This is a genomic window from Chania multitudinisentens RB-25, from assembly GCF_000520015.2.
Lineage (GTDB): Bacteria > Pseudomonadota > Gammaproteobacteria > Enterobacterales > Enterobacteriaceae > Chania > Chania multitudinisentens.
Genome location: NZ_CP007044.2, coordinates 4,035,873 through 4,059,555, shown reverse-complemented (window position 1 = coordinate 4,059,555; position 23,683 = coordinate 4,035,873). Strand labels below are relative to the sequence as shown.

At 49.0% G+C, this 23,683-nt stretch carries 33 protein-coding genes; 6 read left to right on the top strand and 27 right to left on the bottom strand.

Annotation, left to right across the window (positions count from 1 at the left end; translation table 11 throughout):
* Window positions 1-100 precede the first annotated feature (100 nt).
* The gene (locus Z042_RS17930; protein WP_024910243.1) at window positions 101-2,134 is read left to right on the top strand and encodes a S9 family peptidase; all 2,034 of its coding nucleotides are present in this window, start codon (window positions 101-103) and stop codon (window positions 2,132-2,134) included.
* A gap of 95 nt (window positions 2,135-2,229) precedes the next feature.
* A complete protein-coding gene (pip, locus tag Z042_RS17925) occupies window positions 2,230-3,186 on the top strand; it encodes a prolyl aminopeptidase (protein ID WP_037405519.1) in 957 nt (318 codons plus the stop codon).
* A gap of 31 nt (window positions 3,187-3,217) precedes the next feature.
* Here the strand turns inward: pip and Z042_RS17920 are convergent, their stop codons facing one another.
* The gene (locus Z042_RS17920; RefSeq protein ID WP_024910244.1) at window positions 3,218-3,448 is read right to left on the bottom strand and encodes a DNA polymerase III subunit theta; all 231 of its coding nucleotides are present in this window, start codon (window positions 3,446-3,448) and stop codon (window positions 3,218-3,220) included.
* Window positions 3,449-3,893: 445 nt separating this feature from the next.
* Here Z042_RS17920 and ftnA point away from each other — a divergent pair, with 445 nt between their 5' ends.
* The 4 genes from ftnA to Z042_RS17900 all read left to right on the top strand — a co-directional run bounded on the left by ftnA (window position 3,894) and on the right by Z042_RS17900 (window position 6,364).
* Window positions 3,894-4,406, top strand: coding sequence for a non-heme ferritin (ftnA, locus tag Z042_RS17915; RefSeq protein ID WP_024910246.1), 513 nt, complete (start codon window positions 3,894-3,896; stop codon window positions 4,404-4,406).
* Window positions 4,407-4,703: 297 nt separating this feature from the next.
* Entirely contained in the window at window positions 4,704-5,087 is a 384-nt protein-coding gene (gene yobA, locus Z042_RS17910; RefSeq protein ID WP_154666993.1) for a CopC domain-containing protein YobA, read from the top strand.
* A 3-nt stretch (window positions 5,088-5,090) separates the two neighbouring features.
* Window positions 5,091-5,972, top strand: a complete 882-nt coding sequence (copD, locus tag Z042_RS17905) for a copper homeostasis membrane protein CopD (RefSeq protein ID WP_024910248.1) — start codon at window positions 5,091-5,093, stop codon at window positions 5,970-5,972.
* A gap of 50 nt (window positions 5,973-6,022) precedes the next feature.
* Window positions 6,023-6,364: a YebY family protein gene (locus tag Z042_RS17900; protein WP_024910249.1), complete on the top strand. Its 342-nt coding sequence runs from the start codon at window positions 6,023-6,025 to the stop codon at window positions 6,362-6,364.
* Between the two features lie 316 nt (window positions 6,365-6,680).
* Here Z042_RS17900 and Z042_RS17895 read toward each other — a convergent pair whose 3' ends face one another.
* From Z042_RS17895 to Z042_RS17770, 26 genes are all read right to left on the bottom strand, one after another.
* Complete coding sequence (locus Z042_RS17895; RefSeq protein ID WP_024910250.1) at window positions 6,681-7,766, bottom strand: tyrosine-type recombinase/integrase; 1,086 nt, start codon at window positions 7,764-7,766, stop codon at window positions 6,681-6,683.
* On the bottom strand, window positions 7,741-8,010 hold the full coding sequence (locus Z042_RS17890) for an excisionase (protein WP_024910251.1): 270 nt from the start codon (window positions 8,008-8,010) through the stop codon (window positions 7,741-7,743). Before Z042_RS17890 ends, Z042_RS17895 begins: the two co-directional genes overlap by 26 nt.
* Window positions 8,011-8,196: 186 nt before the next feature.
* A complete protein-coding gene (locus Z042_RS26665; protein ID WP_045784801.1) occupies window positions 8,197-8,982 on the bottom strand; it encodes a nucleoside triphosphate pyrophosphohydrolase family protein in 786 nt (261 codons plus the stop codon).
* The gene (locus Z042_RS17880) at window positions 8,982-9,500 is read right to left on the bottom strand and encodes a hypothetical protein (protein ID WP_024910252.1); all 519 of its coding nucleotides are present in this window, start codon (window positions 9,498-9,500) and stop codon (window positions 8,982-8,984) included. The genes Z042_RS26665 and Z042_RS17880 overlap by 1 nt, the downstream gene beginning before the upstream one ends.
* Window positions 9,501-9,509: 9 nt before the next feature.
* On the bottom strand, window positions 9,510-10,340 hold the full coding sequence (locus Z042_RS17875; RefSeq protein ID WP_024910253.1) for a DNA adenine methylase: 831 nt from the start codon (window positions 10,338-10,340) through the stop codon (window positions 9,510-9,512).
* Entirely contained in the window at window positions 10,333-10,902 is a 570-nt protein-coding gene (locus Z042_RS17870) for a glycosyltransferase family protein (protein WP_024910254.1), read from the bottom strand. The genes Z042_RS17875 and Z042_RS17870 overlap by 8 nt, the downstream gene beginning before the upstream one ends.
* A complete protein-coding gene (locus Z042_RS17865) occupies window positions 10,899-11,591 on the bottom strand; it encodes an ASCH domain-containing protein (RefSeq protein ID WP_024910255.1) in 693 nt (230 codons plus the stop codon). The genes Z042_RS17870 and Z042_RS17865 overlap by 4 nt, the downstream gene beginning before the upstream one ends.
* Window positions 11,592-11,975: 384 nt before the next feature.
* On the bottom strand, window positions 11,976-12,326 hold the full coding sequence (locus Z042_RS17860) for a DUF7694 domain-containing protein (RefSeq protein WP_154666992.1): 351 nt from the start codon (window positions 12,324-12,326) through the stop codon (window positions 11,976-11,978).
* 8 nt (window positions 12,327-12,334) lie between these two features.
* Window positions 12,335-12,547: a hypothetical protein gene (locus Z042_RS17855; RefSeq protein ID WP_024910257.1), complete on the bottom strand. Its 213-nt coding sequence runs from the start codon at window positions 12,545-12,547 to the stop codon at window positions 12,335-12,337.
* Window positions 12,544-13,068, bottom strand: a complete 525-nt coding sequence (locus Z042_RS17850) for a hypothetical protein (protein ID WP_024910258.1) — start codon at window positions 13,066-13,068, stop codon at window positions 12,544-12,546. The genes Z042_RS17855 and Z042_RS17850 overlap by 4 nt, the downstream gene beginning before the upstream one ends.
* Window positions 13,065-13,574 carry a hypothetical protein gene (locus tag Z042_RS17845; RefSeq protein ID WP_154666991.1) on the bottom strand — a complete coding sequence of 170 codons (510 nt, stop codon included), beginning with the start codon at window positions 13,572-13,574 and terminating at the stop codon, window positions 13,065-13,067. The genes Z042_RS17850 and Z042_RS17845 overlap by 4 nt, the downstream gene beginning before the upstream one ends.
* Window positions 13,571-13,804 (bottom strand): hypothetical protein, encoded by a 234-nt coding sequence (locus Z042_RS17840; protein ID WP_024910260.1) that lies wholly within the window; start codon window positions 13,802-13,804, stop codon window positions 13,571-13,573. Before Z042_RS17840 ends, Z042_RS17845 begins: the two co-directional genes overlap by 4 nt.
* Complete coding sequence (locus tag Z042_RS17835) at window positions 13,794-14,066, bottom strand: hypothetical protein (protein ID WP_024910261.1); 273 nt, start codon at window positions 14,064-14,066, stop codon at window positions 13,794-13,796. Before Z042_RS17835 ends, Z042_RS17840 begins: the two co-directional genes overlap by 11 nt.
* Before the next feature lie 9 nt (window positions 14,067-14,075).
* A complete protein-coding gene (locus tag Z042_RS25730; protein ID WP_024910262.1) occupies window positions 14,076-14,882 on the bottom strand; it encodes a hypothetical protein in 807 nt (268 codons plus the stop codon).
* 26 nt (window positions 14,883-14,908) lie between these two features.
* The gene (locus Z042_RS17825; protein WP_024910263.1) at window positions 14,909-15,331 is read right to left on the bottom strand and encodes a hypothetical protein; all 423 of its coding nucleotides are present in this window, start codon (window positions 15,329-15,331) and stop codon (window positions 14,909-14,911) included.
* Window position 15,332: 1 nt separating this feature from the next.
* On the bottom strand, window positions 15,333-16,487 hold the full coding sequence (locus tag Z042_RS17820) for a hypothetical protein (RefSeq protein ID WP_024910264.1): 1,155 nt from the start codon (window positions 16,485-16,487) through the stop codon (window positions 15,333-15,335).
* 40 nt (window positions 16,488-16,527) lie between these two features.
* Window positions 16,528-18,114, bottom strand: coding sequence for a YqaJ viral recombinase family nuclease (locus Z042_RS17815; RefSeq protein WP_024910265.1), 1,587 nt, complete (start codon window positions 18,112-18,114; stop codon window positions 16,528-16,530).
* A complete protein-coding gene (gene bet, locus Z042_RS17810) occupies window positions 18,101-18,934 on the bottom strand; it encodes a phage recombination protein Bet (RefSeq protein ID WP_024910266.1) in 834 nt (277 codons plus the stop codon). The genes Z042_RS17815 and bet overlap by 14 nt, the downstream gene beginning before the upstream one ends.
* Complete coding sequence (locus tag Z042_RS26130) at window positions 18,931-19,089, bottom strand: hypothetical protein (protein WP_154666990.1); 159 nt, start codon at window positions 19,087-19,089, stop codon at window positions 18,931-18,933. Before Z042_RS26130 ends, bet begins: the two co-directional genes overlap by 4 nt.
* Window positions 19,090-19,233: 144 nt before the next feature.
* Complete coding sequence (locus Z042_RS17805) at window positions 19,234-19,566, bottom strand: hypothetical protein (protein WP_024910267.1); 333 nt, start codon at window positions 19,564-19,566, stop codon at window positions 19,234-19,236.
* 64 nt (window positions 19,567-19,630) lie between these two features.
* Complete coding sequence (locus Z042_RS17800; protein ID WP_024910268.1) at window positions 19,631-19,894, bottom strand: KTSC domain-containing protein; 264 nt, start codon at window positions 19,892-19,894, stop codon at window positions 19,631-19,633.
* A gap of 283 nt (window positions 19,895-20,177) precedes the next feature.
* Window positions 20,178-20,456: a hypothetical protein gene (locus Z042_RS17795; protein ID WP_024910269.1), complete on the bottom strand. Its 279-nt coding sequence runs from the start codon at window positions 20,454-20,456 to the stop codon at window positions 20,178-20,180.
* 108 nt (window positions 20,457-20,564) lie between these two features.
* Window positions 20,565-21,317: a methyltransferase gene (locus tag Z042_RS17790; protein ID WP_024910270.1), complete on the bottom strand. Its 753-nt coding sequence runs from the start codon at window positions 21,315-21,317 to the stop codon at window positions 20,565-20,567.
* Window positions 21,318-21,502: 185 nt separating this feature from the next.
* Complete coding sequence (locus Z042_RS26910; RefSeq protein ID WP_417903508.1) at window positions 21,503-22,342, bottom strand: helix-turn-helix transcriptional regulator; 840 nt, start codon at window positions 22,340-22,342, stop codon at window positions 21,503-21,505.
* Between the two features lie 93 nt (window positions 22,343-22,435).
* Complete coding sequence (locus tag Z042_RS17775) at window positions 22,436-22,699, bottom strand: hypothetical protein (protein ID WP_024910271.1); 264 nt, start codon at window positions 22,697-22,699, stop codon at window positions 22,436-22,438.
* Entirely contained in the window at window positions 22,696-22,941 is a 246-nt protein-coding gene (locus Z042_RS17770; protein WP_024910272.1) for a hypothetical protein, read from the bottom strand. Before Z042_RS17770 ends, Z042_RS17775 begins: the two co-directional genes overlap by 4 nt.
* Window positions 22,942-23,683: the final 742 nt, after the last annotated feature.

Here is a 23,683-nt window from a genome sequence, read left to right as displayed (position 1 = left end):
TTAATGAGAAAAAACGCGAACGAAGCTATCCCGCGGCTTGTTAATTTGGGGGAGATCGTGCCACTCTTGTTTTAATCAATGTAAGCGGATGATTTGGCAAATGATGACACCCCCAAAGGCAGAAAAACGTCCTTATCCGATCACGGCCCACGGTGATACCCGGATCGATGATTATTACTGGCTGCGTGATGATGAACGCACAGATCCTCAAATATTGGACTACCTGCGGGCAGAAAACGCCTACACCGATGAACAGTTGAAGCCGCAGCAGGCATTGCGTGAATCACTGTATCAGGAAATGGTGGCGCGTATTCCGCAGCAGGAACACTCAGTGCCTTATATTAAACGTGGTTTCCGCTATCAAACCCGCTATGAGCCTGGCAATGAATATGCACTCTATGTACGCCAGCCAGAAGCCGCAAGTGAACAGTGGAATACTTTGCTTGATGGTAATCAGCGGGCTGAAGGGCATGAGTTTTATACGTTGGGTGGGCTGGAAGTCAGCCCAGATAATCAACATATGGCGGTGGCGGAAGATTTCTTGTCACGACGCCAGTACGACATTCGTTTCAAGAGCTTAGCAGATGACATCTGGATGGATGAAGTTCTGGAAAATACTTCCGGCAATGTTGAATGGGCGAATGATTCTTCTACCGTATTTTACGTCCGTAAACATGCGAAAACGCTATTACCGTATCAGGTTTATCGGCACGTGGTCGGCAGCGATCCACAGCAGGATGTGCTGATCTATGAAGAGCAGGATGATACCTTTTATGTCAGCCTGGAAAAAACCACCTCAGAGCGTTTTATCCTGATTCATCTCAGCAGCACCACTACCTCAGAAATTTTATTGCTGGATGCCGATGATATCAGTCGCCCACCGCAGATGTTTGTGCCGCGTCGTAAAGACCATGAATATGCTATTGATCATTACCATCAGCATTTTTATATCCGTTCTAACAGAGAGGGTAAGAACTTCGGTCTTTATCAAAGTGAACAGGCCGATGAGCTGCAATGGTTACCACTGATTGCGCCACGTGCCGATGTGATGCTTGAGGGATTTAGCCTGTTCCGCGACTGGCTAGTGGTGGAGGAACGTATTGCGGGCCTGACGCAGCTACGTCAAATCCATTGGCACAACGGGGAAGATAAGCGTATCGCTTTCGATGATCCAACCTATGTCACCTGGTTGGCGTACAACCCGCAGCCAGAAACTGCGCTGCTGCGGTACGGTTATTCTTCCATGGCTACCCCCACTACGCTGTATGAATTGAATCTAGACAGCGGTGAACGTGTGCAGCTCAAACAGCAGGAAGTGAAGAACTTTACGGCGGAAGATTACCGCAGCGAACGGGTATGGGTGAAAGCGCGCGATGGTGTTGAGGTACCAGTATCGCTGGTTTACCGCCCAGACTGTTTTGTTCAGAGCGCGAATCCGTTGCTGGTGTACGGTTATGGTTCCTATGGCAGCAGCATGGACCCAGCGTTCAGTGCCAGTCGCCTCAGTTTGTTGGATCGTGGCTTTGTGTTTGCTCTGGCGCATATACGCGGTGGGGCTGAATTGGGCCAGTTGTGGTATGAAGATGGCAAGTTGTTGAAAAAACAAAACACGTTCAACGATTTTATTGATGTAACTGAAACACTGGTGGCACAAGGTTATGGCGATAGTAAACGCGTATTCGCCATGGGCGGCAGTGCGGGGGGGTTATTGATGGGAGCAATCGTTAATCAGGCACCGCGGTTGTTCAATGGCGTAGTCGCGCAAGTTCCCTTTGTTGATGTGGTGACTACGATGCTGGATGAATCTATCCCGTTGACGACTGGTGAATATGACGAGTGGGGCAATCCGAACGATAAGACCTACTATGACTATATCAAGCAATACAGCCCTTACGACCAGGTAAAGGTGCAAGATTATCCCCATATGTTGGTGACAACAGGGCTGCATGATTCGCAGGTGCAATATTGGGAACCCGCCAAATGGGTGGCGAAGTTGCGTGAACTGAAAACCGACCATCACCAACTTCTGCTGTATACCGATATGGATGCGGGCCACGGGGGTAAGTCTGGCCGCTTTAAGTCCTACGAGGATATTGCACTGGAATATGCGTTTATTCTTTCGCTGGCAGAATAAAGACCAAGCGGGTGTGGTTACCCGCGTTTTCCCGTTGACCTGATGCCTGCCTTCGGCTTTTATAAGTGAATAACGCATAAAAAAACGGAAATACCATGGAACAGCAATTACGCGGTTTGTACCCACCATTAGCAGCTTATGAGAGTGGTTGGCTGGATACCGGGGATGGTCACCGGATTTACTGGGAAATGAGTGGCAACCCCAATGGTAAGCCTGCTGTGTTTATTCACGGTGGGCCGGGTGGTGGGATTGCCCCTTACCATCGGCAATTGTTTGATCCTGAGCGTTATAACGTGATGCTATTTGATCAACGCGGTTGTGGCCGTTCCAAACCTCATGCCAGCCTGGATAATAATACTACCTGGCATTTGGTTGAGGATATCGAACGGCTACGTAAGATGATGGGTGTAGAACAATGGTTGATATTCGGTGGTTCCTGGGGTTCTACATTGGCACTGGCTTACGCGCAAACATACCCGCAACGCGTCAGTGAAATGGTGCTGCGTGGGATTTTCACCCTGCGTAAGCAGGAACTCAGCTGGTATTATCAAGATGGAGCTTCTCGTTTCTTCCCTGATAAATGGGAACGCGTGCTGTCCATTCTGTCAGAAGAAGAACGCAAAGACGTTATCGCCGCTTACCGCCAGCGTTTGACCTCACCAGATAAGCAGGTACAGCTTGAGGCAGCCAAGCTGTGGAGCGTGTGGGAAGGTGAGACTGTGACACTTTTGCCAAGCAATACATCCGCTTCTTTTGGTGAGGATGATTTTGCACTGGCCTTTGCGCGAATTGAAAACCATTACTTTACCCATCTAGGTTTTCTTGACAGTGATGACCAATTGCTGAGAAATGTATCGCTGATCCGCCATATTCCGGCAGTGATTATACATGGCCGTTATGATATGGCTTGCCAGGTACAGAATGCTTGGGATCTGGCGCAAGCTTGGCCAGAAGCGGAGTTATACATTGTTGAAGGGGCAGGGCATTCAACGGATGAGCCAGGTATCCTGCATCATTTGATGCTGGCTACCGATCGTTTTGCTGCTAAATAATCAAAAAAAACCTGCCTGATAGGCAGGTTGCTTACTTCGCTTTAGGTTCGTACGGCAGGCGAGAGAATTTGTGTGATTCAGCACGGTAATATGTTACGCGCTCACGAAAATAATCTCGCAGATGTGCTGGTTGTTCACGTTCAACCATCTCTGGGATCACCGGCATATTGTAACGTTCTTTGAATGCTACACCCGATGCGGCCAAGTCAACGTTTACTTTGTCCATTTCATCTTTGGAAAGTTCTGCCAGATTGTAACCCATCTTATTTTCCTTTCACTTTGCTACATGTCATCAACGCAGAAGGTAATCCACCATCAGGCACTTGGCAAGTTTGCAGCGCATATATCGAAGTGGGCCTTTGGTATTAGCTGGTTTGATGAGGTTATGAGCAATGGTGGGGCATTGCTATGGATGAAGCACGATTATATTAGTGTCACCAAGAATGTGTTGGAAAAGAAATCATTATTTTTTTCTTAAATATGACGGAGAGTATTTATTATTCTAAATAAGAATGATTCGTTTTATAGTTAAATGTAAAGATAGAAATGATTCTCATAATAATTTATCTTTCTATCAATGATTTTAATTTAGTGCTTTGATTTATATAAATTAATAACTAGATGTAAATCGGGTGTTTTTATTTTGTTTTAATCAAGGCATAATGCGGGAAATCAATTTTATAGTCTGAAAAATAAAAGGGATCACCATGCTGACGCAAGAAATGACAAAGAAACTCAATGAACAACTTAACCTGGAGTTTTATTCTGCGAATCTGTATTTGCAGATGAGCGCCTGGTGTAGCGATAAAGGCTTTGAGGGCGCCGCTGGGTTCTTGAAAGAACATTCTCAAGAAGAGATGCAGCATATGCAGCGTCTGTTTGATTACCTCAGCGATACGGGGGCTTTACCCCTGTTGGGCAGCATTGCTGCGCCGCCGGTGGAATTCGAGTCACTGGCTGATGTTTTCCAGCAAACCTACGAACATGAACAATTAATCACCCGCCAAATCAATGAACTGGCGCATGTGGCCATGACCAGCAGTGACTACTCCACTTTTAATTTCCTGCAATGGTATGTCGCAGAGCAGCACGAAGAAGAGAAACTGTTCAAATCCGTACTGGATAAATTAGCACTGGTGGGTAACAGTGGTAAGGCCTTGTTCTTCATTGATAAAGACCTGAAGAAAATGAGTTCAGCGGCTGAAAGCAGTAACGGCTAAATTCACTCTGTATTGCTGAAAACCGTGTACCTTCACAGTGCACGGTTTTTTTATACCTCGAGATAATCGCGAGTTTTCAGCGATACGTGCTGCAATATCTCAAAAGATTAGTGATGTACTCGACTTGTTGATTCACCACCATTATGATTCAACGTGATGCATTGCGGGGAGAAGATTAAAACAGTGGATACGCATACTGGCCTGTAGTGCGATCATCGTGGGGGAGGCTACGGAAACATCGCTCCGGCTAATGGCTTAGCCCCTTTTCACTTTTATCATGATAAAAGGGATTCTTCTGTGTTCGCTAAAATTCGTTCAATATATCACCTGCTAATTGCCATTTTCATATTATCTGTAGGGTTATCTGTTCAGCCAGCTTTGGCACATGCACATCTGAAATTACAAACTCCTGCAGCGGATAGCACTATCAGCCCGGCTCCGAACATGCTGACGTTGAGTTTTTCTGAAGGCATAGAGCCAAACTTCAGTGGTGTAAAAATCACTGGCCCGGATCGGGCCGTGGTGAAAACGGGCAAATTGAGTCTGGCAGCGAATAACAATAAGCAAATTAACGTACCGCTTGAAGTGGAACTGGTGGCGGGAAAATATAATGTCAGCTGGCATGTTGTTTCCGTTGATGGCCACAAAACTAAAGGTCAGTACAGCTTTACTGTAAAATGATCCATGACGCTGACAACCCTGTTTGTCCTGTGCCGTTTTGTGCACTTTGCTGTGGTGATGCTGATGTTTGGTATCAGCTTGTTCACCGTTTTACTGTCACCACAGCGCCTTTCTTCACGCATTACACGCGATTTGCATCCGCTGTTGACTGCGGCCGTTTGGCTCTCTGCGTGTACAGCGGTGTTGATGCTGGCGGTACAGGCTGGGATGATGGGGGATGGCTGGGCTGATACCTGGCAGTTGGAAATTTGGTGGGCAGTGTTGGGCACTGCATTTGGTGAGATTTGGCGTTGGCATTTGGTGGGAGCGCTGCTGGCTTTGCTGGCGCTTTTCCTACCCGCTATCCACCGTGTGAAGGTGATCCTTGGGTGCTCAATACTGTTACTGATCAGCATGGCATTTGTTGGGCATGCGGCAATGCATGAGGGAATACTGGGTTTTGTGCATCGATTTAACCAAATAGTGCATCTGCTGACTGCGAGCTATTGGTTTGGGAGCTTGTTGCCGTTGCTGGTTTGCCTGCGCTATTTGGCGCAACCTCAGTGGCGTAGTGATACGGTAGCAACACTTATCCGCTTTTCCCGTTGGGGCCATGCTGCCGTGGCACTGGTGATTTTTACTGGTATTATCAACAGCCTGATAATACTGGGGCATTGGCCGGTGAATATTGCTTCTCCCTATCAGCGTTTATTATTGTTTAAAGTCGGATTGGTGGTTTTGATGGTCATGGTTGCCCTGTTGAACCGTTATACCATCGTGCCAGCGATGCGTAGTGTGCCGATGCTGGCTCAGCGTGGGTTAGCCATAGCTTGCTGGTGTGAAGTGGTATTGGGGGGAGCAGTATTGTTGCTGGTCAGTTTATTTGCCACCTATGCACCGGTATGACATTGCAGCTTGCCGGAAAATCGAATCATATCGCAATATAAGGTTATATCATGAAATCTGTAATTCTTGGTGTCGTGTTGCTGACCATGGCGACGGGTGCAATGGCAGCAGATAAGCTGGTTAATATCACCAAGTTTGAATACGGCAAGCAATGGGCATTCACTAAAGAGGAAGTGACGCTGCAATGCCGTAAAGGCAATGCTTTGTTTGTGCTGAACAACAGCACTCTGATGCAATATCCGTTGAATGATGCAGCACAGGTACAGGTGAAAACGGGGCAGCAGCGTGCTCAGCCATTAGATGTGATTCTGCTGGACGATATTAATAATCCAGGTCAAAAAATGAGTGTTGAAGTTTTTCGTGCAAGGGCAGAGAAGCTATGTGTTGATTGATCGCTTATTTGCCAGAGGGTTACAGAGTGATTTATGGAAAAAGGAAATGGTATTTTATTAATTTCAGCATGAAACTATCACTTACCGTGCGGTTGGCTGGCAAAAATAGCATGTTAGGCTACTCTTAAAGTGCATGGCTGAGTAAGCCCTGCATAAATGCCAACTTTTAGCGCACGGCTCTCTCCCAAGAGCCATTTCCCTAGACCGAATATAGGAATCGTATTCGGTCTTTTTTTATCTTATTGATTTTTAATGATAAAAAATCGCATCCCACGAAAATACACGAAATTTCCACGAAAACCTATATCCGGTCTTTTTAAACAAGCACGTATTCCTTGCCTCTTGGGTCGAGGTATTTCTTGGTCATAACTGCTGATTTATGGCCCAACAGACGCTGCGCAAACTCTTCCCCTTTCTCAATGCTATACAACCTTGACGCAAGGCTGCGGATCTCGTGAAACGTTGGTGGGTTATCACCAAGATCCAGCTTAGTAGCATTCCTGGCTTTCACGAATGCTTTGGTTAAGGTGTCTGGGTGTAGCGATGTATCTCCATTTTTAGAGCGTCGAGTGGTATTGATGATGTAGTCGGAAGCATGCGAAGACCGGCAGCGCTCTATCACTTCGCCAAGGCATAGATTTGCAGCCTCAAGCCTCAGGTCTAAAGGGATGGCAAGGCGCATTCCTGTTTTACCTTGCTCAATATGTAATCGACCGTCGAAAATGTCCGTAAAGCGCATGAGAACAACATCCTCACGCCGCTGACCAGTAATAAGATCTATTTCCATTGCAAGCCCTACCCACTGTGGTTGTTCACGCGCAGCTAAATATATTTGCTTGAACTCATCATAATTAAGGCGCTCGCGCTTAACTTTTAAGCGTGGAGCTTTAGTCGGTTCTACGGGGTTTGTTTTTATTCTCCCTTCAACAATTGCCTCTCTGAATATATCTGACAGTACAGATCTCAATGCCGTTGACATAGAACCTTTCCCTTGGGCATTAAACGACTCCAAATACTCAGCTATTTGTCGAGTGTCTATTTCAGATAATAAATACTCACCCATGACTGAGCGGATCATTTTTAACTGATTACCTCTTATTTTTATTGTGTTTGGTTTTAAATCACGGCGATCTAATATTACCTCATACCGCTCAAGCCAAGATCCTAAGGTTAAAACCTCTTCACGGCCTTTAATTCTTTCAATAAGCGTTGAAGGTAAGTAGTTTTGCTCCAGGTAGTTATTTGCCTCAATCGCCTGCCCAACCGCATCCCTGCGGGCAATCTGCCCTAAAGGTAGCTCTTTTCTGGTGATAGGGTGACGCCAGTAAAAGGATCTGTACTTTCGGCGATAGGTGAGATTTTTAGGTAAGTTCGCATCATACCTTGTTGGTCTTTTCGCCATGGATAATTCTCTCTATCAGCGGGGGTAATGTTATTGCTCCAGCTTTATGCAGATCTCTGGCAAGTTGGAACGATTTTGGCTTGATATAAATTGCGTTTTCTTGAACGCGGTATTCTCTGCCATGTTTCTCTGGGGCAGGATAGATATTTCCATTCCTGGCCCAGCGTCGAAGCGTTTTTATAGAGGGTGGCTTACTTTTGTAAGTCTTTGTACCCCACTCTTCTAAAGTCAGTAGTTGCGACATAGTGCTTTCCTCTGGTGTGAGGGCGCAACGAAGTTACGCCCTGATTATGGTCGTTTGGGGGAAGTTGGTAAGGGGGCAAGATTGTTAACAATAAAATTACATATGGTTGACTATCAAAGGTAGAGTTATCTCGTTGTACGTGAGGAGACTATTCTTTTAAGTTTCATGTACTCTAATTTTTTCGCTTCATCCATAGTACACTTGGCAACTTTCTGGCGGAATCACGCCATTCACCTGATCACCCTCAGTTACCAGGCGGATCAGCATTGCCATCAACTGCACAATTTCGCTCTCCACCCGTTCCCAACTCATGCGGTTTTCAGCATAGTGGACGGCTGCTTGCACAACTTCTCCGGCTTCCTCAGCCACTTTTAGCAATACATAGTTTGGCTGCGGGAACCTGTTCATAGCCTTATCAGCAGATAGACGAGCCTTTGCCACCAGTGACGCGAAATAGTCACTTGGTACCACTGGCTGCTGTAGTCGCCGCTCCAGATCTGCTATGCGCTGATGATCCAGGTCAATTGAGTGGCGAATTGAGTCGATTGTTTTTTGCAGTCTGTCTGTTTGATGGTATTTATCTTCCAGTGCTGCCAACGCTTCTTGATACGCTTCAATCACAACCGGCAGCAGTTCAGCATCACAAAACATCTGAATCAGTGATGGCTTATAGGCAACATGGTCAACGGCAGGATCCTGTATGTTGTAAACGTAGGTATCAAAGGCACCCATGAAGCGACCGAAGCCGCCACTCCCGTCCACCAGAACCTGCCAGGCACGAAGCAGAAACATCTTTTCTTGCCGAGTCAGGCTAGGGCAGTAAGATAGCTCATTGGCAATAGGGCCAACGGTGTTAGGGCACCAGCGATCTTCAACGCGTTGCGCTGCATGATAAAGTTTATAAAAAAGCCCCATTTCCTTATCATTTGGACGAGCCGTTGTTACTGTGCACGTTATGGTTTTCCTGCTCATCAGCAACCTCCGCGAAACGTCGCCAACCGAACGCGCTGGTAAATCTCATGCGCGAAAGTGCGATCCTCACCGATATCACAGGCGCAGAAATAAGCATGCGCGGCCTGCAAACATACCCGATGCGCATTGAGGAATTCAGTTTTCAGCGCGGCAACATGGCATCTGTTGATGTGATCCTTTAGTGCTCTTGGCTCGCCTTCGACTGGACATAACCAAACACAAAGAGGGCCATCCTCAGTGTCGTGGATTGAACCGATAAACCATCCATTCCCATCCGGTGGGGTAGGGTTCCACTGACTAATGTCACCGTCGCTGTCTTCAAGTGCCTCTAACTGTTCGCCCGTGACGTCGCATTCCGCCCACAGCACTCGCGCAATAACACGATTGTTATCCTGCCACGCTTCAAACTCGCCTGGTGCCGCGAACTCCCGACCACCTACCGGTTCAAAATAATTTGGGTGAGTCCAGTAGCCGCTATCGTCGCGCTGCGGCTCCATTGCTGTGATTAACTTATGCATATTATTTTCCTATTTGCTGGCTGCCATCTTCTGGCAGTTGGGATTGATCCATAGGCATTCGGTGCGTTGCACCGAGCCTGATTTACCGTTTGCTGCTGTGGTTCTGGTTTCTTTGCGCCAGCCAGTCAGCATGTCGTTGTATAGTGAAGAGTCGTATCCGCAGATGATTACCATCCCCTGTAATTTCTTGACTGCCTCAAGCAGCTGCATATGCTGACCATTGTCCATCTCATGCCGGTAATAGGCGTTTGCCATTACGCGGGTATCATGGAGGTACGGTGGATCGACAAAGTGCAGGGTGCTTTTGGTATCGTGATCCTGCATGCAGGTAACTGCATCCCGATGTTCAACAAGCACGCTGGCGAACCGGTTGGCGACGGCGATCAAGTTATCCGGGGCGCGGCTCCAGATTTTTTGCGCTGTTGCAGAATTGCGCTTGGTATCCAGACGGAAACCAGTGCGGCCCTTGGTGGCCCCTGCGCTGCCGAATCCCATTGTTGCGCGAACAATCAACCGGCGACCGCGCTCGACAGGATCATCAGTTGGTTCGTAGGAACTAGCGAACTCAGTTCGGGAATAGGGCGTTAATGCGCAGGCCTGGATAAGCTTTTCACTCTGTTCCGGATCGCGCAGAACGCGGAACAGGTTAACAACCTCATCATCGAGATCGTTGTAAACCTCCGCGTCGCTACGCTCTTTCTTCAACAAAACAGATGCTGCGCCACCGAAGGGCTCGACATAGCAGCGATGGGGGGGGAAGTGGCTAATGATCCAGGACGCCAGCCGGAACTTGCCACCGTGGTATCGGATGGCTGGGTGTTTGATGCCATTTTCAGCCATTACGAATCTCCAAGCATTCTGGAGTGATGACTGCTGTAATTTCCCCCTGCGACCACGACAGCGGGCCACTTTCGCGGATCACTTCGTTCAACAAATCGAAGGCTGCTTCAAGGTCACCAGGCAACTCACCATCTTCGGGCAGATCATCAATGAAATGGTCAATGCCATCAATTTGACGAGGGTGGTTGGGTTTGCAGATGACCAACTGTAAATCGGTAGCGTTCACATCGTTTTCTTCGCAGTAATCAGTGAGAGAATCGATGTCAAAGAAATAGGTGTCGGTATCGAAAATAACCAACGGCTCATCACCATCCCATTCCCGGCGTTCCATGGCCGCAAAAACTGCCTGGCGCTTCTCTGCGTGGCAGGCTTCACAGTAGCTGTGAATATCGTAGATAGGATGATTTGGGTTATTTTTGCACTTAGTGTGTGTCGCGCCAGCAAAGCGGGCCAAATCCTCGTTATCACCAAAAAATTGGCCGGTTGAAGAAACCCAGCCGGTGACGGTTTTTATGCTGGCTGCCTCGTCAGAGTCGCGCAGGATGATTTTTTTATTGTTCACTGTGTTTTCTCCACTAATTTAAATTCAATAACCCAGCACCACGGATTAGCCTGCCAACTCTCCTCGCCATAGATCGACCACCATAAATTCAAAAATCCGACTCGATAAATGGCTTCTGGGGGCGTTATTGCGCGGGTTGATGGCGCAGCACCTTCGGCTTTTGCATCTTCTTCACTAATATCTTGAAGTCGTTCGACTCGAACAGCGGTGATTTCCAACAGGAGGCGAGATACCCAGCGTGGCATGTGTAGTGATGGCCGCCATGGAAAACCACGCTCCTCTCGACTCTCCCCCTTAAAATCCACCTCATAGATGGGATGCCAGTAGTTATCCTGCTGCTTCGGTATTTCCGGCGCATATGTAATTTCATCCTCGTCATATTCGCTATGGATCACCTGCCAGGCTTCCCTCACCCACAGTCGATCACCAACGGCACCGAGTGGGCACGAATAACCCTCATCTTCATCAGCCACACCAAAAATCTGTTTCTTGGCCGGTTGTAGGTAGCCGTTTTTGTCCACTACGCCCGGCGTGTACCAGCGCGCGGTGTAATCAAGTTCAAGGGCCATATTCATGGGGGAAAAATTGGCGGATGGTTGAACCTTCATAACCCGCCGCGTTTGTGTTTTGCGACCGTCAATGATCGCGCGAACCATATCGCCATTAAACAAAATGGGATGTACTTTCATGATCGTCCTTACCCGCCGGGCGGCGGGCTCAGTAGATGAAATTACCGAGGGAAATAACTTTGATGCCGAGCTTTTCAGCTATGTCGCGGGGCGGTATACCGGCAACATATTTCCGAAGTAATTCTGTTTCACAGGGTTGCCAATAAGTAAGCGCCTCCTGTTTTAGATCTTTGATGCTGGCAAAATGGCCTCTACTGGTAGGCATTTGTACTGCGGCGGCAATTTCTGCTCGCGAATGTCTGCCTGGCAGTTCGCTTGATCGGGGTAAACCCAGCCTTGGGGTTCATACTGGCAGGGCTGGTAGGTGAAACAAACGTAGAGGAATAGACCGAACACGGTATTCTCCTTTTGAGCTGAATATTTTTATACAATCGGGGGAAGGGGTTATTGCTGTTTGTGGCGCCAGCCGAAGTTAACTTTTTCAGGTAGTACCCAAAGATGGCGCATGTTCGCGACATTCACGATGTCTGCTTGGGCTGGATAAAGCTCAACAGCATCCTGATCGGAAAAACCAAGAGCATCCTTGATAACCTGTAGGGCATCCCAAGAAATGCCGTCTTTCCAGCGCATACCAGCACCCAAAGCAGTGAGGTTAATGGTTAAACGCTTAATGCCGTTTGCTTCCGCAAACACCTGAACGAGAAACTCATGGTTGATGTATACCGCTTCACGCGTTGAGTCATGCTGATTGATCGGCCATTTTTCGGCGGGTACTGGCGTAAATTTAATGTTCAATGATTCTCCTAAGCATCTTCATCAACGATGCGGTCATAGATGTAGGCAATGAGATAAAGAATGCACGTTGCAGGCCACACGATTGCCAGAAGAAGCAGACCAAGCAGGTTGCAGCGTATGTACGCGTGTTCCTCAGGGATTTCTTTCTCATCAAGCCACAGGAGGTAGAACATATATCCGGCCATGAACAAATAGAGCACTATCCAGCCAGTTATCATCATGATTTCTCCTTAGGAGCTTCACTAGATTGTTTTGCAGCCTTGAACTCACTGCCTAGTATCTCAATGGCTCCGATCTCTGGTTTTGGCGTTGCTCCAGTTTCAAAATAGATCGTGTTACCACGACGGAACATGCCGAGGCCGGTGAGAAACAGGATGCCCCATTCAAGGCCAATCGCTGGATAGAACACGGTTTTATCTAACGCAACTATTGGCTCTTGCCCCCTCCATAACTCAATAAGCGCCTTGTGCTCTTCGTTCATACCGCGCGGCGCTTTTGCTTTCGGCCAGCAGGCATAGCCTTTTCTCTCATTGGGTTGTGTCCAAAGCGCAGCAGATCCGTATGGCGTGCCGTCGAAACGCACGCCGTAGAAGCTGACTCTGGTCAGATCGTTAATGAAGACTGCTTTACCGCTGAATAGATCCGCGAATGATTGGCCTTCTTTGCGCAGGTCGGCATCTTTTTGCCATAAGCCTTCCCACGCAGCGATTGCTTCGGGTGTCGAGATTTTGAAGTAACTCATCGCGCACCAGCCTTGGCAAAAGCCTCTTCCATGGCGGCATCAAGACGATCAAGATCGCCTGACTGATACATCGCTACCCAATCGGCCCAATTTGACGTTACCGACATCCAGTGGGCTCCCTTATGCGCCATCTCAGGGATCCGCCCGCCGAATCCTGGAACGGCTTCAATAAGGCGGATACATCGGCCAAGGTCATCGACATCTCGCGGATAGGCAGGTCTTGGAGTCTGTAGAGGCCATTCAGGAAAATTACTATCAACTTTCGCCAAAGAATAAGCCATATACAGGCTACTGGCTCCGGTATCATCGCCATTGATCCAAGCTGTTAACCCCATGTTTTGCGCAGCCATCATCGGCTCGCGGCCGTATTCAGCAACGATGTTGTTTGCAGCGGCGATAACAGTATTTATGCGGTGATCTGCTGGTAGTCCGGGGTGCTGGCGGCTCAGTTCGTTGGTGATAGCGGTAATAATTGATATCTGGTCAAACTTATAGGATTTCATCATTCCTTCTTAGCGAGTAATTCGCCAGTTGCTGGATCCAAATAAACATCCGCCTCGAAAGGGCGAATGCGTTTGTACTTGACGGGCTTGTTCTTGAGGTAGGTCAGCTTGCCGGGGGTGAAAATGGCAATGTCGTCGATATCGAAGATGGCAGCGATCTTCTTTATTACATCCTGCATATTGGCTTCCGCCGCGTGCTGCCAGACTTCCCGACGGCCATGCTCAATTTTCATATGGGTTGTGTTCTTCCAATGCTTGTTCAAGCATTGGCTTAGCCTCTTCCCATGAGAGCTTGAAGGTTTCCATGGAATCGTAGTTTTCGCTTGCCTCCTCTTCTGCCTCATATATGCGGCTTTGAAAATCGTCTTTGATTTCAATTGCTAATTGCACGCGCAAGCGCTCGCGAATGATATCCACAACCTCTTCTGGTGGAAGTATGCTCAGCAACTGGTCTATGGGTGCCGAGCTAAACTTAAGAGCCAGTTCCTGAGACATACAATCCCCTTAGTCGTCGTAATGGGGGTAGGTCATTTCGTAAGCGTCTGGAATTTGATCCATCACTAAGAAACTGCCGCCGTAGTAAAGAGCTGCGATCAACTTATCGAAGTGGCTATATGCCTTACTGAGCTTCTTACCCAGTACACCACCATCAACATGACCGTGATAAAGATCGTAAACAGGGTGACCTTCGTGGGTAATGGGCTGTTCAGTACGGCCTACACGATCTTTTTTAGGGGAAAAAGCAAGATAAACGTCGCAGCGATGTGCGCTTTCGACTTTGGAGCGGTAGCCATCTTCCGATGCCGCATGAAGGCCAACGGAAAAATAACCATCGACACAGTCACTATCGTTATACATAACCTGAGGGCGCTCCCATTGCTCTTCGGCAGCAAGCTCACTGTTTTCCTCAATGAATGCCCTCCACAAATCGGAGGCCATGATGAATTTGGGAATTGCTTCGTCGGTGGTGAATTCTTTCACCAGATCCAGAACGCGTTGTTGCATATCGCTCTGAATACCGGAGTTGGCCCATTGTTCGCGTACTGAGTTGATAACCAGTGAGTTATAGCCAGCCAAATCGACAACTTCAGAAATGTTGGTAGGCAGTGCAGCTTTAAACGCTTCATTCAGCAATTTGCCGAAATCGCCATATGATCGGAATGCATCACTCACCAGGTCTTTGAACATCTTTTCAATGCCTTGATCGATGATTTCGACGGCCTTATCGCTGGTAGAGAAATTCACGCAACGCTGAGTAAGTAGGGCGGAGAGGGTTAATTCTGGCTGTTGGTTATTATTTTGGTCGGTCATTGGTCAGTCCTTATTGCAGTTTGGTTTCAGATTTCCCGCAGCAGGCGGCTAAAGATTTCCTGATTGGACGGGATCCGCAGTTGGTGGGCCAGCATCCAGGCTTTACGCTGCGTTTGGGTTTTGTGCTCCAGCATTTTTCGGATGTCGGTTACTGGGATACCGGTATCGCTGGCAATGGTCTGCTCGCTGTGGCCAGCTCGGTGAAACTGGTAAACACACAGCATGATGTTGGATGAATAGCGCTGCCGGCTGCCGACATTTACCGAATCAACGCGACGCTTGGCTGGTGGCTTGCCGGTACCGGTATAAATCGGCTTCGGCATTGGCCTGTAGGGTTCACCGGAGCGGATCGACGCGCGGGTACGCATCGTGTAGATAATTGGCTTGATGTGGCAGCAAAAATCATCTTCCGGCTTGTACGGCTTACCGTAAATCAGTTCATCGTCCATATCAGGCCGCCTTTTGTTTCTGTTCTGTTTCCCAATCCTTCACCACGTTCATGCATGCGGCATGCACCTGGCGCGCGGTGGCAATGCCGAAGCCTTTTACTGTGCTGGAGAGTTCTTCAGGGGTGAGGCTAACGACGCCGTAAAGCGAGTGCATGCCGGAGGCATTCAGCAGATCGAGCCATTGCGGTTTCAACTGCGTCAGGCTACCCAGTGGCGTACTCTCGGCCCATTCAGTGCGCCGGACTAAATGGGGATGGCTACGCTCCAGCAGCTCGTTAATTTTCACGCTGATGGCGGAACCTAATTCCTCTGGCCATGCCTGTTTGAACAGATCCAGCGTTGGGTACCGCGGTCGGCACCATTCGGTTACCGAGACAATCACGCCGATCCCGGTATTTGTGCGAACCTCAATGTGCCAATCAATGTCTTGCAGGATCTGCAGTTGCACATCACGGTCATCGGAACCAAACGATAAGCGCCAGCCGAACGTATAAAAGTAAAAATGGATGCCGCTGCCGTCGGCTGCCCGGTACCAGATCGGATCTACGTCACCATCGATGTTCTGCAACCGCGATTGCAGTTCGATAACGGTATCTTCCAGCACTGAGTTTCGGTGCGCGGCCTGCGCCAGTGATGTTTTGGCATCAGCAGCTTCACTGCGTGCGATACGCATTTCTTTTTTCTGCTGGTTGAGCAACTGCACTTTGAATTTGAGATCGTCTTTCAGTCTGACGATCTGCTTTTTCATGTCCTCCGGGTTAAGTGACTTCAGGCGGTTTAACTCTTCAGCCAGTATTCTGTTATCGCTGGATAGCTGCTTGATCCGGGCGCGGCTGATCTCGGTGTTGGCATTGGCCTCTTTGGCGACAACGGTCTGTTCCTCAAGCTGTTCCTGCAAGTTGGTGATCAGCAGTTTGGTGGTAGTGATTTCCGACTCCAGCGCCTGGCAGCGGTCAACAACAGTATTGAACTCATCAACCTCAGTGTTGTACTGCTCAATACAGAGTCCCTGAGCTTGGTCGAGAAGGGCGGTAGCACTCTCAACCGAGCGCTGCGCAGTCCCTGTGGTTTGTTCAATGGCAAGATCGAGTTGCGCCCGAACGGGGCGCAGGGATAATTCCAACACGCTGGCAACGGTTGAGGGGGTGGTACTCATAGGAACTCCTTCTACGTACCTACTGGTGCAGGCAGAGGGGTTAAACGTTGGCTGTAATGTGGCGGATGCGACCGGCAATGATTGCCGGGATCAGTTTTTCCAAAGCGGTAGCGCTGATTTTGATACCTTCGGCGGCAAGGTCGGCTTTTACATCGTTAATGACTTCCTTGATGCTCAAGGTTTTTTCATTCACTACCGGTGGAGTTAGCGTAGAACCGCCCAACTGTTTGGGGTAACTGAAGGTGTCAGGCGAATGCAACGGTTGATGCTGTTCCGGGGCGGCAACTTTGGGCTGTTCAGTCACATGTTGTTCCGCCGCCAGACGCTCTTTTTCTTTACGCTCTTCCTCCAACTTTTTCTGTTCACCGATCCGCTGGCCGATCAGCAATTTCAGGTGCTCGTGATCATTGCCAATGATCTGGCTGATGTCGGCAAACAGGTTTTTGTAGGCCGGTTCGATATCATCAAACAGCTTCAGGTTTGCTTGATACCTCTCACAAAGCTGGTTTGCTTCAATCTTGGCCCGCGCCAGTTCATCGTTGGCTGAGCCTTGCAGCGAGGTAACTGTTTTCTTGCCCTTAATTGCAGCGGCAAAATCAGCAGCAATTGCAGGAAGCCGCACGCTTCCCAACTGAACGTTAAGCGCGCTGATATGCTCATTCAGTGCAGTTTTTGCCTTGCTGATAATGTCAGCGCGTATCTCATCCTTGCGAGACTGCACAAGCCTGGTTAAATCCAGGCGTTTCCTGCGCATCGCTTCACGTAACGTGTCGATAGTGCGAAAGAGGGTATCAATCTGCTCTGTCTGGGATAATGCCTGCTTCTTGATCAGGTCGAGTTCACTTTCTGCCTTCTCACAGAACTTCACCGTTTCTTCCGCATCGGCAAAGTCCTGATCAGTTGAGAGGTTGGTATTGATGGACTCAATAAACGCCAACGCTTGCCCCTGGTATACAGTCAAGTTTGACTGTTTAACCACACCCTCAATTTCCACCATCAGCGCTGGCAGGCGCATGATGCCTTTTGCTGCAGGCAGTTCTTTGATATCGGGTAGCGTGTAATTTTCCAGATCCTGTGCGAACTGGCTCCATCCGGAAATCAGCGATTCCACTCGACCAGCAACCGGCGTGTATTCCATCCAGACGAAGTTTTCTTCGGTACCATCTGAGCAGACAAAAATGACACGCCGCGCCCTGCTGACCAGTAACTGCTGTTCAAGTTGCCAGTAATACTCTGGCGAGAGGTCTTTCTGACGAACAGCTTCCGCCAGCGCAGCGCTCCACATTTTGTGCTCAAAGAGCGTATCTTCAGCCATGGTCATGCCATCGAACGACGCCAGCATGTGGCCGGTGTCATCAATAGCAGTAGTAGGGTAGAGGTCATCACCGATCATGCTCTCTACGATAGTACGCGCCATGGACTCTTGCTTGTGGCCTTTATCGAACAGGTTGGTTTGAACCCAATCGCTGATTTCGCGCTCAGTGCCGATTGCCCTCATCTTGAGCAGGTCGTCACGGCGCATTTTGCTGGAAGCCGCCATCATGACCGGTGCTTCGCTGGCGGTGAAATGTTTGGCACGTACAGCGTGCCACTCAGGGGTTCCCTGTTGGACATTAATGATTTGCATCGATAGGCTCCAATTTGCGGATAATTTCTTTCTGTTCTTCGGAGAGGGTAAACTTGGTGCTGACGGTGGCGATCACTGCTTCGGCTTTTTTGCTGCCAGATGCGATCATCTTTTCCCAGCCTTCCAGGTTTGTGTTGAATTTGTCACTTGGGTAATGTGGCGGCGTCAGCGGCGTCTGGGTTTCCTTGGGGGGTGTAACATCCCTGACGTCGCTGATATCCAGCGATTTACCTTCCATTTCTTCAGCTGTAGGCTGCTGCCCGACCTCAGGCCAGGCTTTGCGCAATGCCTGAGCTTCTGCGCATTTCGCTAATTGTCCGTAGGGGCGTTTTCTCCACATCGCGTTAGGTGCCTGGGTGTTTTTTCCAGCTGTGGCATAGTTTTCTAGCCAGTATTCCTTCGCGTGATACTCAGAAATTGAACCGTCAGGCCGTTCTTTTAGTACGGTGTACTGACACCACTCAGGGAAGGTGATTTCTACCTCTCCAAGCGTTTTGGTCACATCAGGCCCAAACTCAGGCTCTTTATCCCCTGCATGGTTGCCAGAACGGTCTGCTTGAATACGATACAAGCCGATACCTGGCATGACGACATCACGCATTTCATAGCTGTTCGTGAGAGCATCCTTAACGCTCATGGGTACCAGGTGAACGGGCTTCATCAGCGGATCCAGTTGACGCGCCTTGCAGTAACTCACGGCCATAACAACGGAATCATCGCGAGCGCCGGGGTAGATGCTGTTTTTCAACGCGTTCCAGGTAGGCTCATCAATGCCCATGGAAATGATGGCAGCCGGTAGGGTTGCAACTGCATTACTCATTGGTCAGTCCTCAAAGAGTTACGGATAGCGAAACAAGCAACGCCGAAAGCAATGGCGCAGGTTTTGAGTGGATGGCGGCGGCGCTTGAACTGGTGAATATTGTGGCTGCCGATCCGGTGCAGATACTGGATATGTTGGACGGTGTGAGTAGGCATGATATTCTCCTCAGAGATCGGGGGTGGTTCCCCGGTCAACTTGCTTATGGCCTTTATTGGTCATTGGCCAGTCCTTAAAGATTCGCGGTTTGGTCGCCGCGTATCGGGATAGCCCCGCTTGCGGGGCTTTTCTCGTTTATGGGGTTAGTGAATTTCGTGCGGTTCTGGATCACGTGCGGCATCCAGCTCCATGGCGCGTTCTGCTTTGGCGATGCGGGTGAGGATTTCGGTTTTGACCGACTGCAGGTATTCCTCCACATCGGGTGTTTCCATAAGTGCCATGAGATAGCGATTGTCCAGGCCGGGTGTTGAGCAGTGCTTGATGATCAGGTTTTTGAGGGCAGAAATGCGCAAGTCTTTGCGCCGATTCTCCACACGATCGGCAAGCAATTCCCGCTCGTCAGGATCCGCAGGCAAGGTGCGCTCATACTCCTCAGTAATTTCCTCAACCATCCGCTGATAGTTGTACTCGTTCATACATACCTCCAATCAGTGAACTTGCTCATGCGCCAGCAGGCTGACGCATGGTGAAAGCACGCTGTTACTCTTCGGTTTTTTCCTCATTGATGCGCTGGAACGGGAAGCGCTCAGTGTCGGCTTTGAAGCATCTGCCGAAGTGAGAGCCGATCGATTCCGCACCTTTGAACGCAGCAAAATCATCAGCGGTGACGTTCTGGTAGTGGTACAGCGCAGCCGGTTCGCCGCGCTGCTTAAAGCGAATTGCCAGGGTGTTGGTAGCCGCGTCGTGGCCGATGCTGTGGATCTGGGAAGAGTTAACAGCTTCCATAGCGATATTTACGGTCATGGTGTTTTCCTTTCTGTTGGTTTTTGGATAAAAAAAAGCCCCGATGAACGGGGCAATGAGGGCGGGGCAGGGCTTTCTTATCTTCGCAGTGAAGCGTCTTGTTCTCTCACTTTTCGCATGAAGTCGCTATTTTCATCGGGCGGGGTCAGTTGCTGACCATTACCCAGATAGTCGGGATTCATGTACTGCTCGTGATAGATAAAAGACGCTTCGTGGCAGTTGCTACAGCGGCCTGAGTACACCTTGCAGCCACAATCTTCACAGTATTTGCTCATAGGTCACCTTATGGAGTTGGCTCCCGTAACTTTTTCACGTAATTCATGCAGTACGTTGGGCTGCACTCTTTCCAAGCGGTCTTATGCTGCATTTTTTTGCTTGGCGGGTAATAAACCACAGTTCCTTGTGGGGTACGGAAAATAAGGGTGTTGTTGCCCTCTTCGAACTCAATGCCGTTCTTCTTGAAAAAGGCGCTAATCCTTTCATAAGCACCATTTCTGGCCCGGCGTCGGCCTTCTTTCCGGAATTCTTTGATATCGCGAAAATAATCGCCTACATCTCCCATAAGTCAGTACTCCGTTTTAGTTGCGATACATAGAGCGAGTGTTACGATTGCAACACAGCAACCAACGACCGCGCCGCATGCAAATCCGGCTATGAACATACAGCCTCCTTAATTGGGTATCACCACAATCACGGTGTTCACCATTGTGCCGGATGGCTTGAAAGAGCCCTCCGGTAGTTCTTCAATCCAGCCGCCTTTGCTCTTAACCGTTTCGCGGAAATCCTCAGTCAGTTTGTTGCTACGGAACGTGACCGACGAGGACATGACAGAAACTAACTTGCCGCCAGGCTTGAGGAACTTCATGGCGTGGTTTACATGCTTGATATCCGCCTGGCGGCTGAACGGCGGGTTCATGACTACACGGTCATAAATAGGGTTTGGTACCACGGTTAGGAAATCGACAGGGCCTGCAATTCCACTAAGCGAGATGTTTAAAGTATGTAAATAGCCGTTATTTGCTGGCATCAGTTCGTACATATCGATAATGACGTTGGCTGCGGCAGCTTTGGCGGCAAGAGCAAGAGCACCACGCCCGGCACTTGGTTCAAGCACCCTCATTCCGTCTTGAATGTCAGCGAAGTGAATGACGTGGCGGGTCACGTTATCCGGGGTGGGGAAGAACTCGAAATCATCCTTTGGCACCACAACATCACCAGTCAGAATGATCTGCTCGATCCGCTCTGCTGCTTCGGCCTCAAAAATATGCGCTTGGGCCTTGCGGTTCCACTTTCCGCCAGCGGCTTCCAGTACCTTGTTGGTTCTGGTGTAAAGGGAGCGATCAAGCTGCCCGGTAAGTTTCAGTTGATTACCGATGCACTCAGCGGCGCTAAGCACATTTAAAACCTCGTTATCTACTCGCATTCAGCATTCTCCAGACATAAAAAAAGCCCCGCAAGGCGAGGCTGTGATGGTTTAATCGGCTGCGCACTGGTTCAGGTTGTCGTCTGATTTTTGACCTCGCCAAAACGGGCGAGCTCAAATCTTCAACTAGTAAACGAGGTGCATTGCTTACCAATGCGCACAAGATTAAGGCTCAGAAGGATGGCTTATGCAGATAATTCCTTGAGCTTTGCCGCTACTTTTTCAAGGGTGCTCATGCAATCCATCATTTCATCGAATTTTCGCTGAATCGCACCTACTGCTTGTAATACCTCCAATTTCACAGGAGCAAGTTTTTTATTGAACAAGTCGCTTTCACTGGCCTGCTTTTCAGCTTTCTCTGCAGCTTTCAGTAACTCTTCGGCTTGCTTACGGAGTAACTCTGGTGTTGCTTTTATCTCCTGAGCCATAACTTGCTCCTTTGGCTTGGTATCATTGGGGGATGGTTGGTTGTTAAGTGCTATTTTTGGTAATGGACATAGCGGAAATTCGTACCCAGGAATGGTCTTTGGGTACCCGAAGCGTTTGTGTCGAAGCATTATTATTGGGTGTTTTGCTGAAAGTGGACGACATTCAAGCATTAAGATGCTTTCTCTCGCTTGAAGGAAGTCCATGAGGGCATATTGCTCTTTTCGGTTGAGAGCCTTATAAGCCTCAACCTTGCTTTTTACATCCGCTAAAATCACCCCGTCAGGGAACTTCTCTACGAAACTCTTAACTTCTGATGCTGCCCGCCATAACTTATTAGGCAGTGTTGATGGCGTCATCTCTACCTCACTATCTATCGGTTGCTGCTCTAGGTAAAAGCCTCGCTCTGAGAGGTTTTTATTGTTTTGTGATACCCAACGATCAATATCCTCGGCGATCCAGGCTACATAGCGGGGTCCAATTTTTACCGGCTCAGGGAATTTACCCAAACCTATCATTCGATAAATCCAAGCTTTTTTATAACCAGTAATTTCGAGAACCTCTAAAAGTCTGATTAACTTCTGTTTTTTCTCTTCCATCCTCGATCTCGATTAGCGTCATGCGCTAAAAATTAGACGAAAAAAAAGCCACAGCGTCAGCTGCGGCTTCTTGGTGTTCAGTTGGGAGGGGGCTTAGATTATGCCGCGCGGTATCCGGCTGCATCCGCGCATTTTCTGGCGGGCCGCAGCGCTGAGTTGCCCCGGTGCCAGTAATTCATCTTCTTTCACAGCACGCTTGCGCGGTTTCGGCGGTGCTGGCATGTCCGGCATCGCTTTACAGCGGGTGAGCACTAGAATGGATTTTTCAATGCGTTCGCTGCTGAGCTTGATGCGTTCCAGTTGCTCCTGGGCGCGGCGGCGTTTTGCCGATTTTGCTTTGGCTTTAATCATTGTCATTGGTCAGTCCTTAACTGTTTAAAGGCTTGGTCAGAGCCCATTGGGTAGATATGGTTTAGATAAACGGAAATGTTTTTCTTGGGTAAAACAGTCTCACCCAGATGCTTGATCACCGAATCTTTATCTGACTCACTGATCCCCATAGATTTTATGCTTGCCTTGATTAGGGCAATGTGTTGATTCAGCGTATCCATGCGACGAGCATTGTCGCTATAAATCAATTGACAAAGGTGTCTTTGCATACTATTTGCATCCTTTTTTAAAGCAACTTACAAGATGGGCACCTTACGGGTGCCAATCGACCAGTTACGCCTTCCGGTGCCCTTTATGCTTCAGCAGCCTCATCAAAAGGAGGTGCATATAGCAATGGATCGAGCCGTTCCGCTGGTGTTGTATATTGCACCTGCAGCAGGTTTTGGTGATGTGGTGGCCGGTGCTGATCTCAGGCTTGTCTATTCAGGTGTTAGTCGCCACCTCCGAAGAGGGATATGCTTATGATTTTCACCTGCTTTATTGGTTACTACGGCTTACCGGGTATTTACGCGACTTGTCTTACAGCCTGTCTTCTCCAGTAACCATCAGGGCGCGAACCCCGCGCATCAGCCTGCGCATTCACCACATCTCAAAGCCAACTGCCCTTTGGGCCACACTCTCGCAGTGGCGGCGCCATGCCCTTGGTCGCTGTCGCATATAGCCGCTTATAACCGGTGCAGGTCTGGCCGTCCTGCTGCTTTACCGGAATCGCTTCATTTTGTAACCCAACCGTAACGGCGATTAATCGGGCTCCTAATAGGATTCGGGGCCTCTGTTAAAAAGGCATTGCCATTGCTGGCTGCGGTCTGTCCGCGTTAGTTCTTCATGGGTTGATCCTCAATGTGAAAGGTTGAACAAAACAGGCTTAGTGATCGGCGGTCTATCATCCAACCGAGTTGCACCGCGACGCGCGCCTGGTGGCGCTTATGTTGCTGTCGCTATCCTGTTTGT

What these genes read in the sequence shown, in the direction of transcription:
- Z042_RS17930 (WP_024910243.1), top strand. Translation starts at nt 101, where the DNA reads ATGATGACACCCCCAAAGGCAGAAAAACGTCCTTATCCGATCACGGCC.
- pip (WP_037405519.1), top strand. Translation starts at nt 2,230, where the DNA reads ATGGAACAGCAATTACGCGGTTTGTACCCACCATTAGCAGCTTATGAG.
- Z042_RS17790 (WP_024910270.1), bottom strand. Translation starts at nt 21,317, where the DNA reads ATGCGAGTAGATAACGAGGTTTTAAATGTGCTTAGCGCCGCTGAGTGC.
- Z042_RS17805 (WP_024910267.1), bottom strand. Translation starts at nt 19,566, where the DNA reads ATGAACGAGTACAACTATCAGCGGATGGTTGAGGAAATTACTGAGGAG.
- Z042_RS17850 (WP_024910258.1), bottom strand. Translation starts at nt 13,068, where the DNA reads ATGAGTTACTTCAAAATCTCGACACCCGAAGCAATCGCTGCGTGGGAA.
- Z042_RS17920 (WP_024910244.1), bottom strand. Translation starts at nt 3,448, where the DNA reads ATGGGTTACAATCTGGCAGAACTTTCCAAAGATGAAATGGACAAAGTA.
- Z042_RS17825 (WP_024910263.1), bottom strand. Translation starts at nt 15,331, where the DNA reads ATGGACGATGAACTGATTTACGGTAAGCCGTACAAGCCGGAAGATGAT.
- Z042_RS17855 (WP_024910257.1), bottom strand. Translation starts at nt 12,547, where the DNA reads ATGATGATAACTGGCTGGATAGTGCTCTATTTGTTCATGGCCGGATAT.
- Z042_RS17835 (WP_024910261.1), bottom strand. Translation starts at nt 14,066, where the DNA reads ATGTCTCAGGAACTGGCTCTTAAGTTTAGCTCGGCACCCATAGACCAG.
- Z042_RS26910 (WP_417903508.1), bottom strand. Translation starts at nt 22,342, where the DNA reads ATGGAAGAGAAAAAACAGAAGTTAATCAGACTTTTAGAGGTTCTCGAA.
- bet (WP_024910266.1), bottom strand. Translation starts at nt 18,934, where the DNA reads ATGAGTAATGCAGTTGCAACCCTACCGGCTGCCATCATTTCCATGGGC.
- Z042_RS17775 (WP_024910271.1), bottom strand. Translation starts at nt 22,699, where the DNA reads ATGACAATGATTAAAGCCAAAGCAAAATCGGCAAAACGCCGCCGCGCC.
- Z042_RS17815 (WP_024910265.1), bottom strand. Translation starts at nt 18,114, where the DNA reads ATGCAAATCATTAATGTCCAACAGGGAACCCCTGAGTGGCACGCTGTA.
- Z042_RS17895 (WP_024910250.1), bottom strand. Translation starts at nt 7,766, where the DNA reads ATGGCGAAAAGACCAACAAGGTATGATGCGAACTTACCTAAAAATCTC.
- Z042_RS17795 (WP_024910269.1), bottom strand. Translation starts at nt 20,456, where the DNA reads ATGGGAGATGTAGGCGATTATTTTCGCGATATCAAAGAATTCCGGAAA.
- Z042_RS17800 (WP_024910268.1), bottom strand. Translation starts at nt 19,894, where the DNA reads ATGACCGTAAATATCGCTATGGAAGCTGTTAACTCTTCCCAGATCCAC.
- Z042_RS17890 (WP_024910251.1), bottom strand. Translation starts at nt 8,010, where the DNA reads ATGTCGCAACTACTGACTTTAGAAGAGTGGGGTACAAAGACTTACAAA.
- Z042_RS17900 (WP_024910249.1), top strand. Translation starts at nt 6,023, where the DNA reads ATGAAATCTGTAATTCTTGGTGTCGTGTTGCTGACCATGGCGACGGGT.
- Z042_RS17840 (WP_024910260.1), bottom strand. Translation starts at nt 13,804, where the DNA reads ATGAAAATTGAGCATGGCCGTCGGGAAGTCTGGCAGCACGCGGCGGAA.
- copD (WP_024910248.1), top strand. Translation starts at nt 5,091, where the DNA reads ATGACGCTGACAACCCTGTTTGTCCTGTGCCGTTTTGTGCACTTTGCT.
- Z042_RS25730 (WP_024910262.1), bottom strand. Translation starts at nt 14,882, where the DNA reads ATGACCGACCAAAATAATAACCAACAGCCAGAATTAACCCTCTCCGCC.
- Z042_RS17875 (WP_024910253.1), bottom strand. Translation starts at nt 10,340, where the DNA reads ATGGCTGAAAATGGCATCAAACACCCAGCCATCCGATACCACGGTGGC.
- Z042_RS17770 (WP_024910272.1), bottom strand. Translation starts at nt 22,941, where the DNA reads ATGCAAAGACACCTTTGTCAATTGATTTATAGCGACAATGCTCGTCGC.
- Z042_RS17820 (WP_024910264.1), bottom strand. Translation starts at nt 16,487, where the DNA reads ATGAGTACCACCCCCTCAACCGTTGCCAGCGTGTTGGAATTATCCCTG.
- ftnA (WP_024910246.1), top strand. Translation starts at nt 3,894, where the DNA reads ATGCTGACGCAAGAAATGACAAAGAAACTCAATGAACAACTTAACCTG.
- Z042_RS17865 (WP_024910255.1), bottom strand. Translation starts at nt 11,591, where the DNA reads ATGAAAGTACATCCCATTTTGTTTAATGGCGATATGGTTCGCGCGATC.
- Z042_RS17880 (WP_024910252.1), bottom strand. Translation starts at nt 9,500, where the DNA reads ATGCATAAGTTAATCACAGCAATGGAGCCGCAGCGCGACGATAGCGGC.
- Z042_RS26665 (WP_045784801.1), bottom strand. Translation starts at nt 8,982, where the DNA reads ATGAGCAGGAAAACCATAACGTGCACAGTAACAACGGCTCGTCCAAAT.
- Z042_RS26130 (WP_154666990.1), bottom strand. Translation starts at nt 19,089, where the DNA reads ATGCCTACTCACACCGTCCAACATATCCAGTATCTGCACCGGATCGGC.
- Z042_RS17845 (WP_154666991.1), bottom strand. Translation starts at nt 13,574, where the DNA reads ATGATGAAATCCTATAAGTTTGACCAGATATCAATTATTACCGCTATC.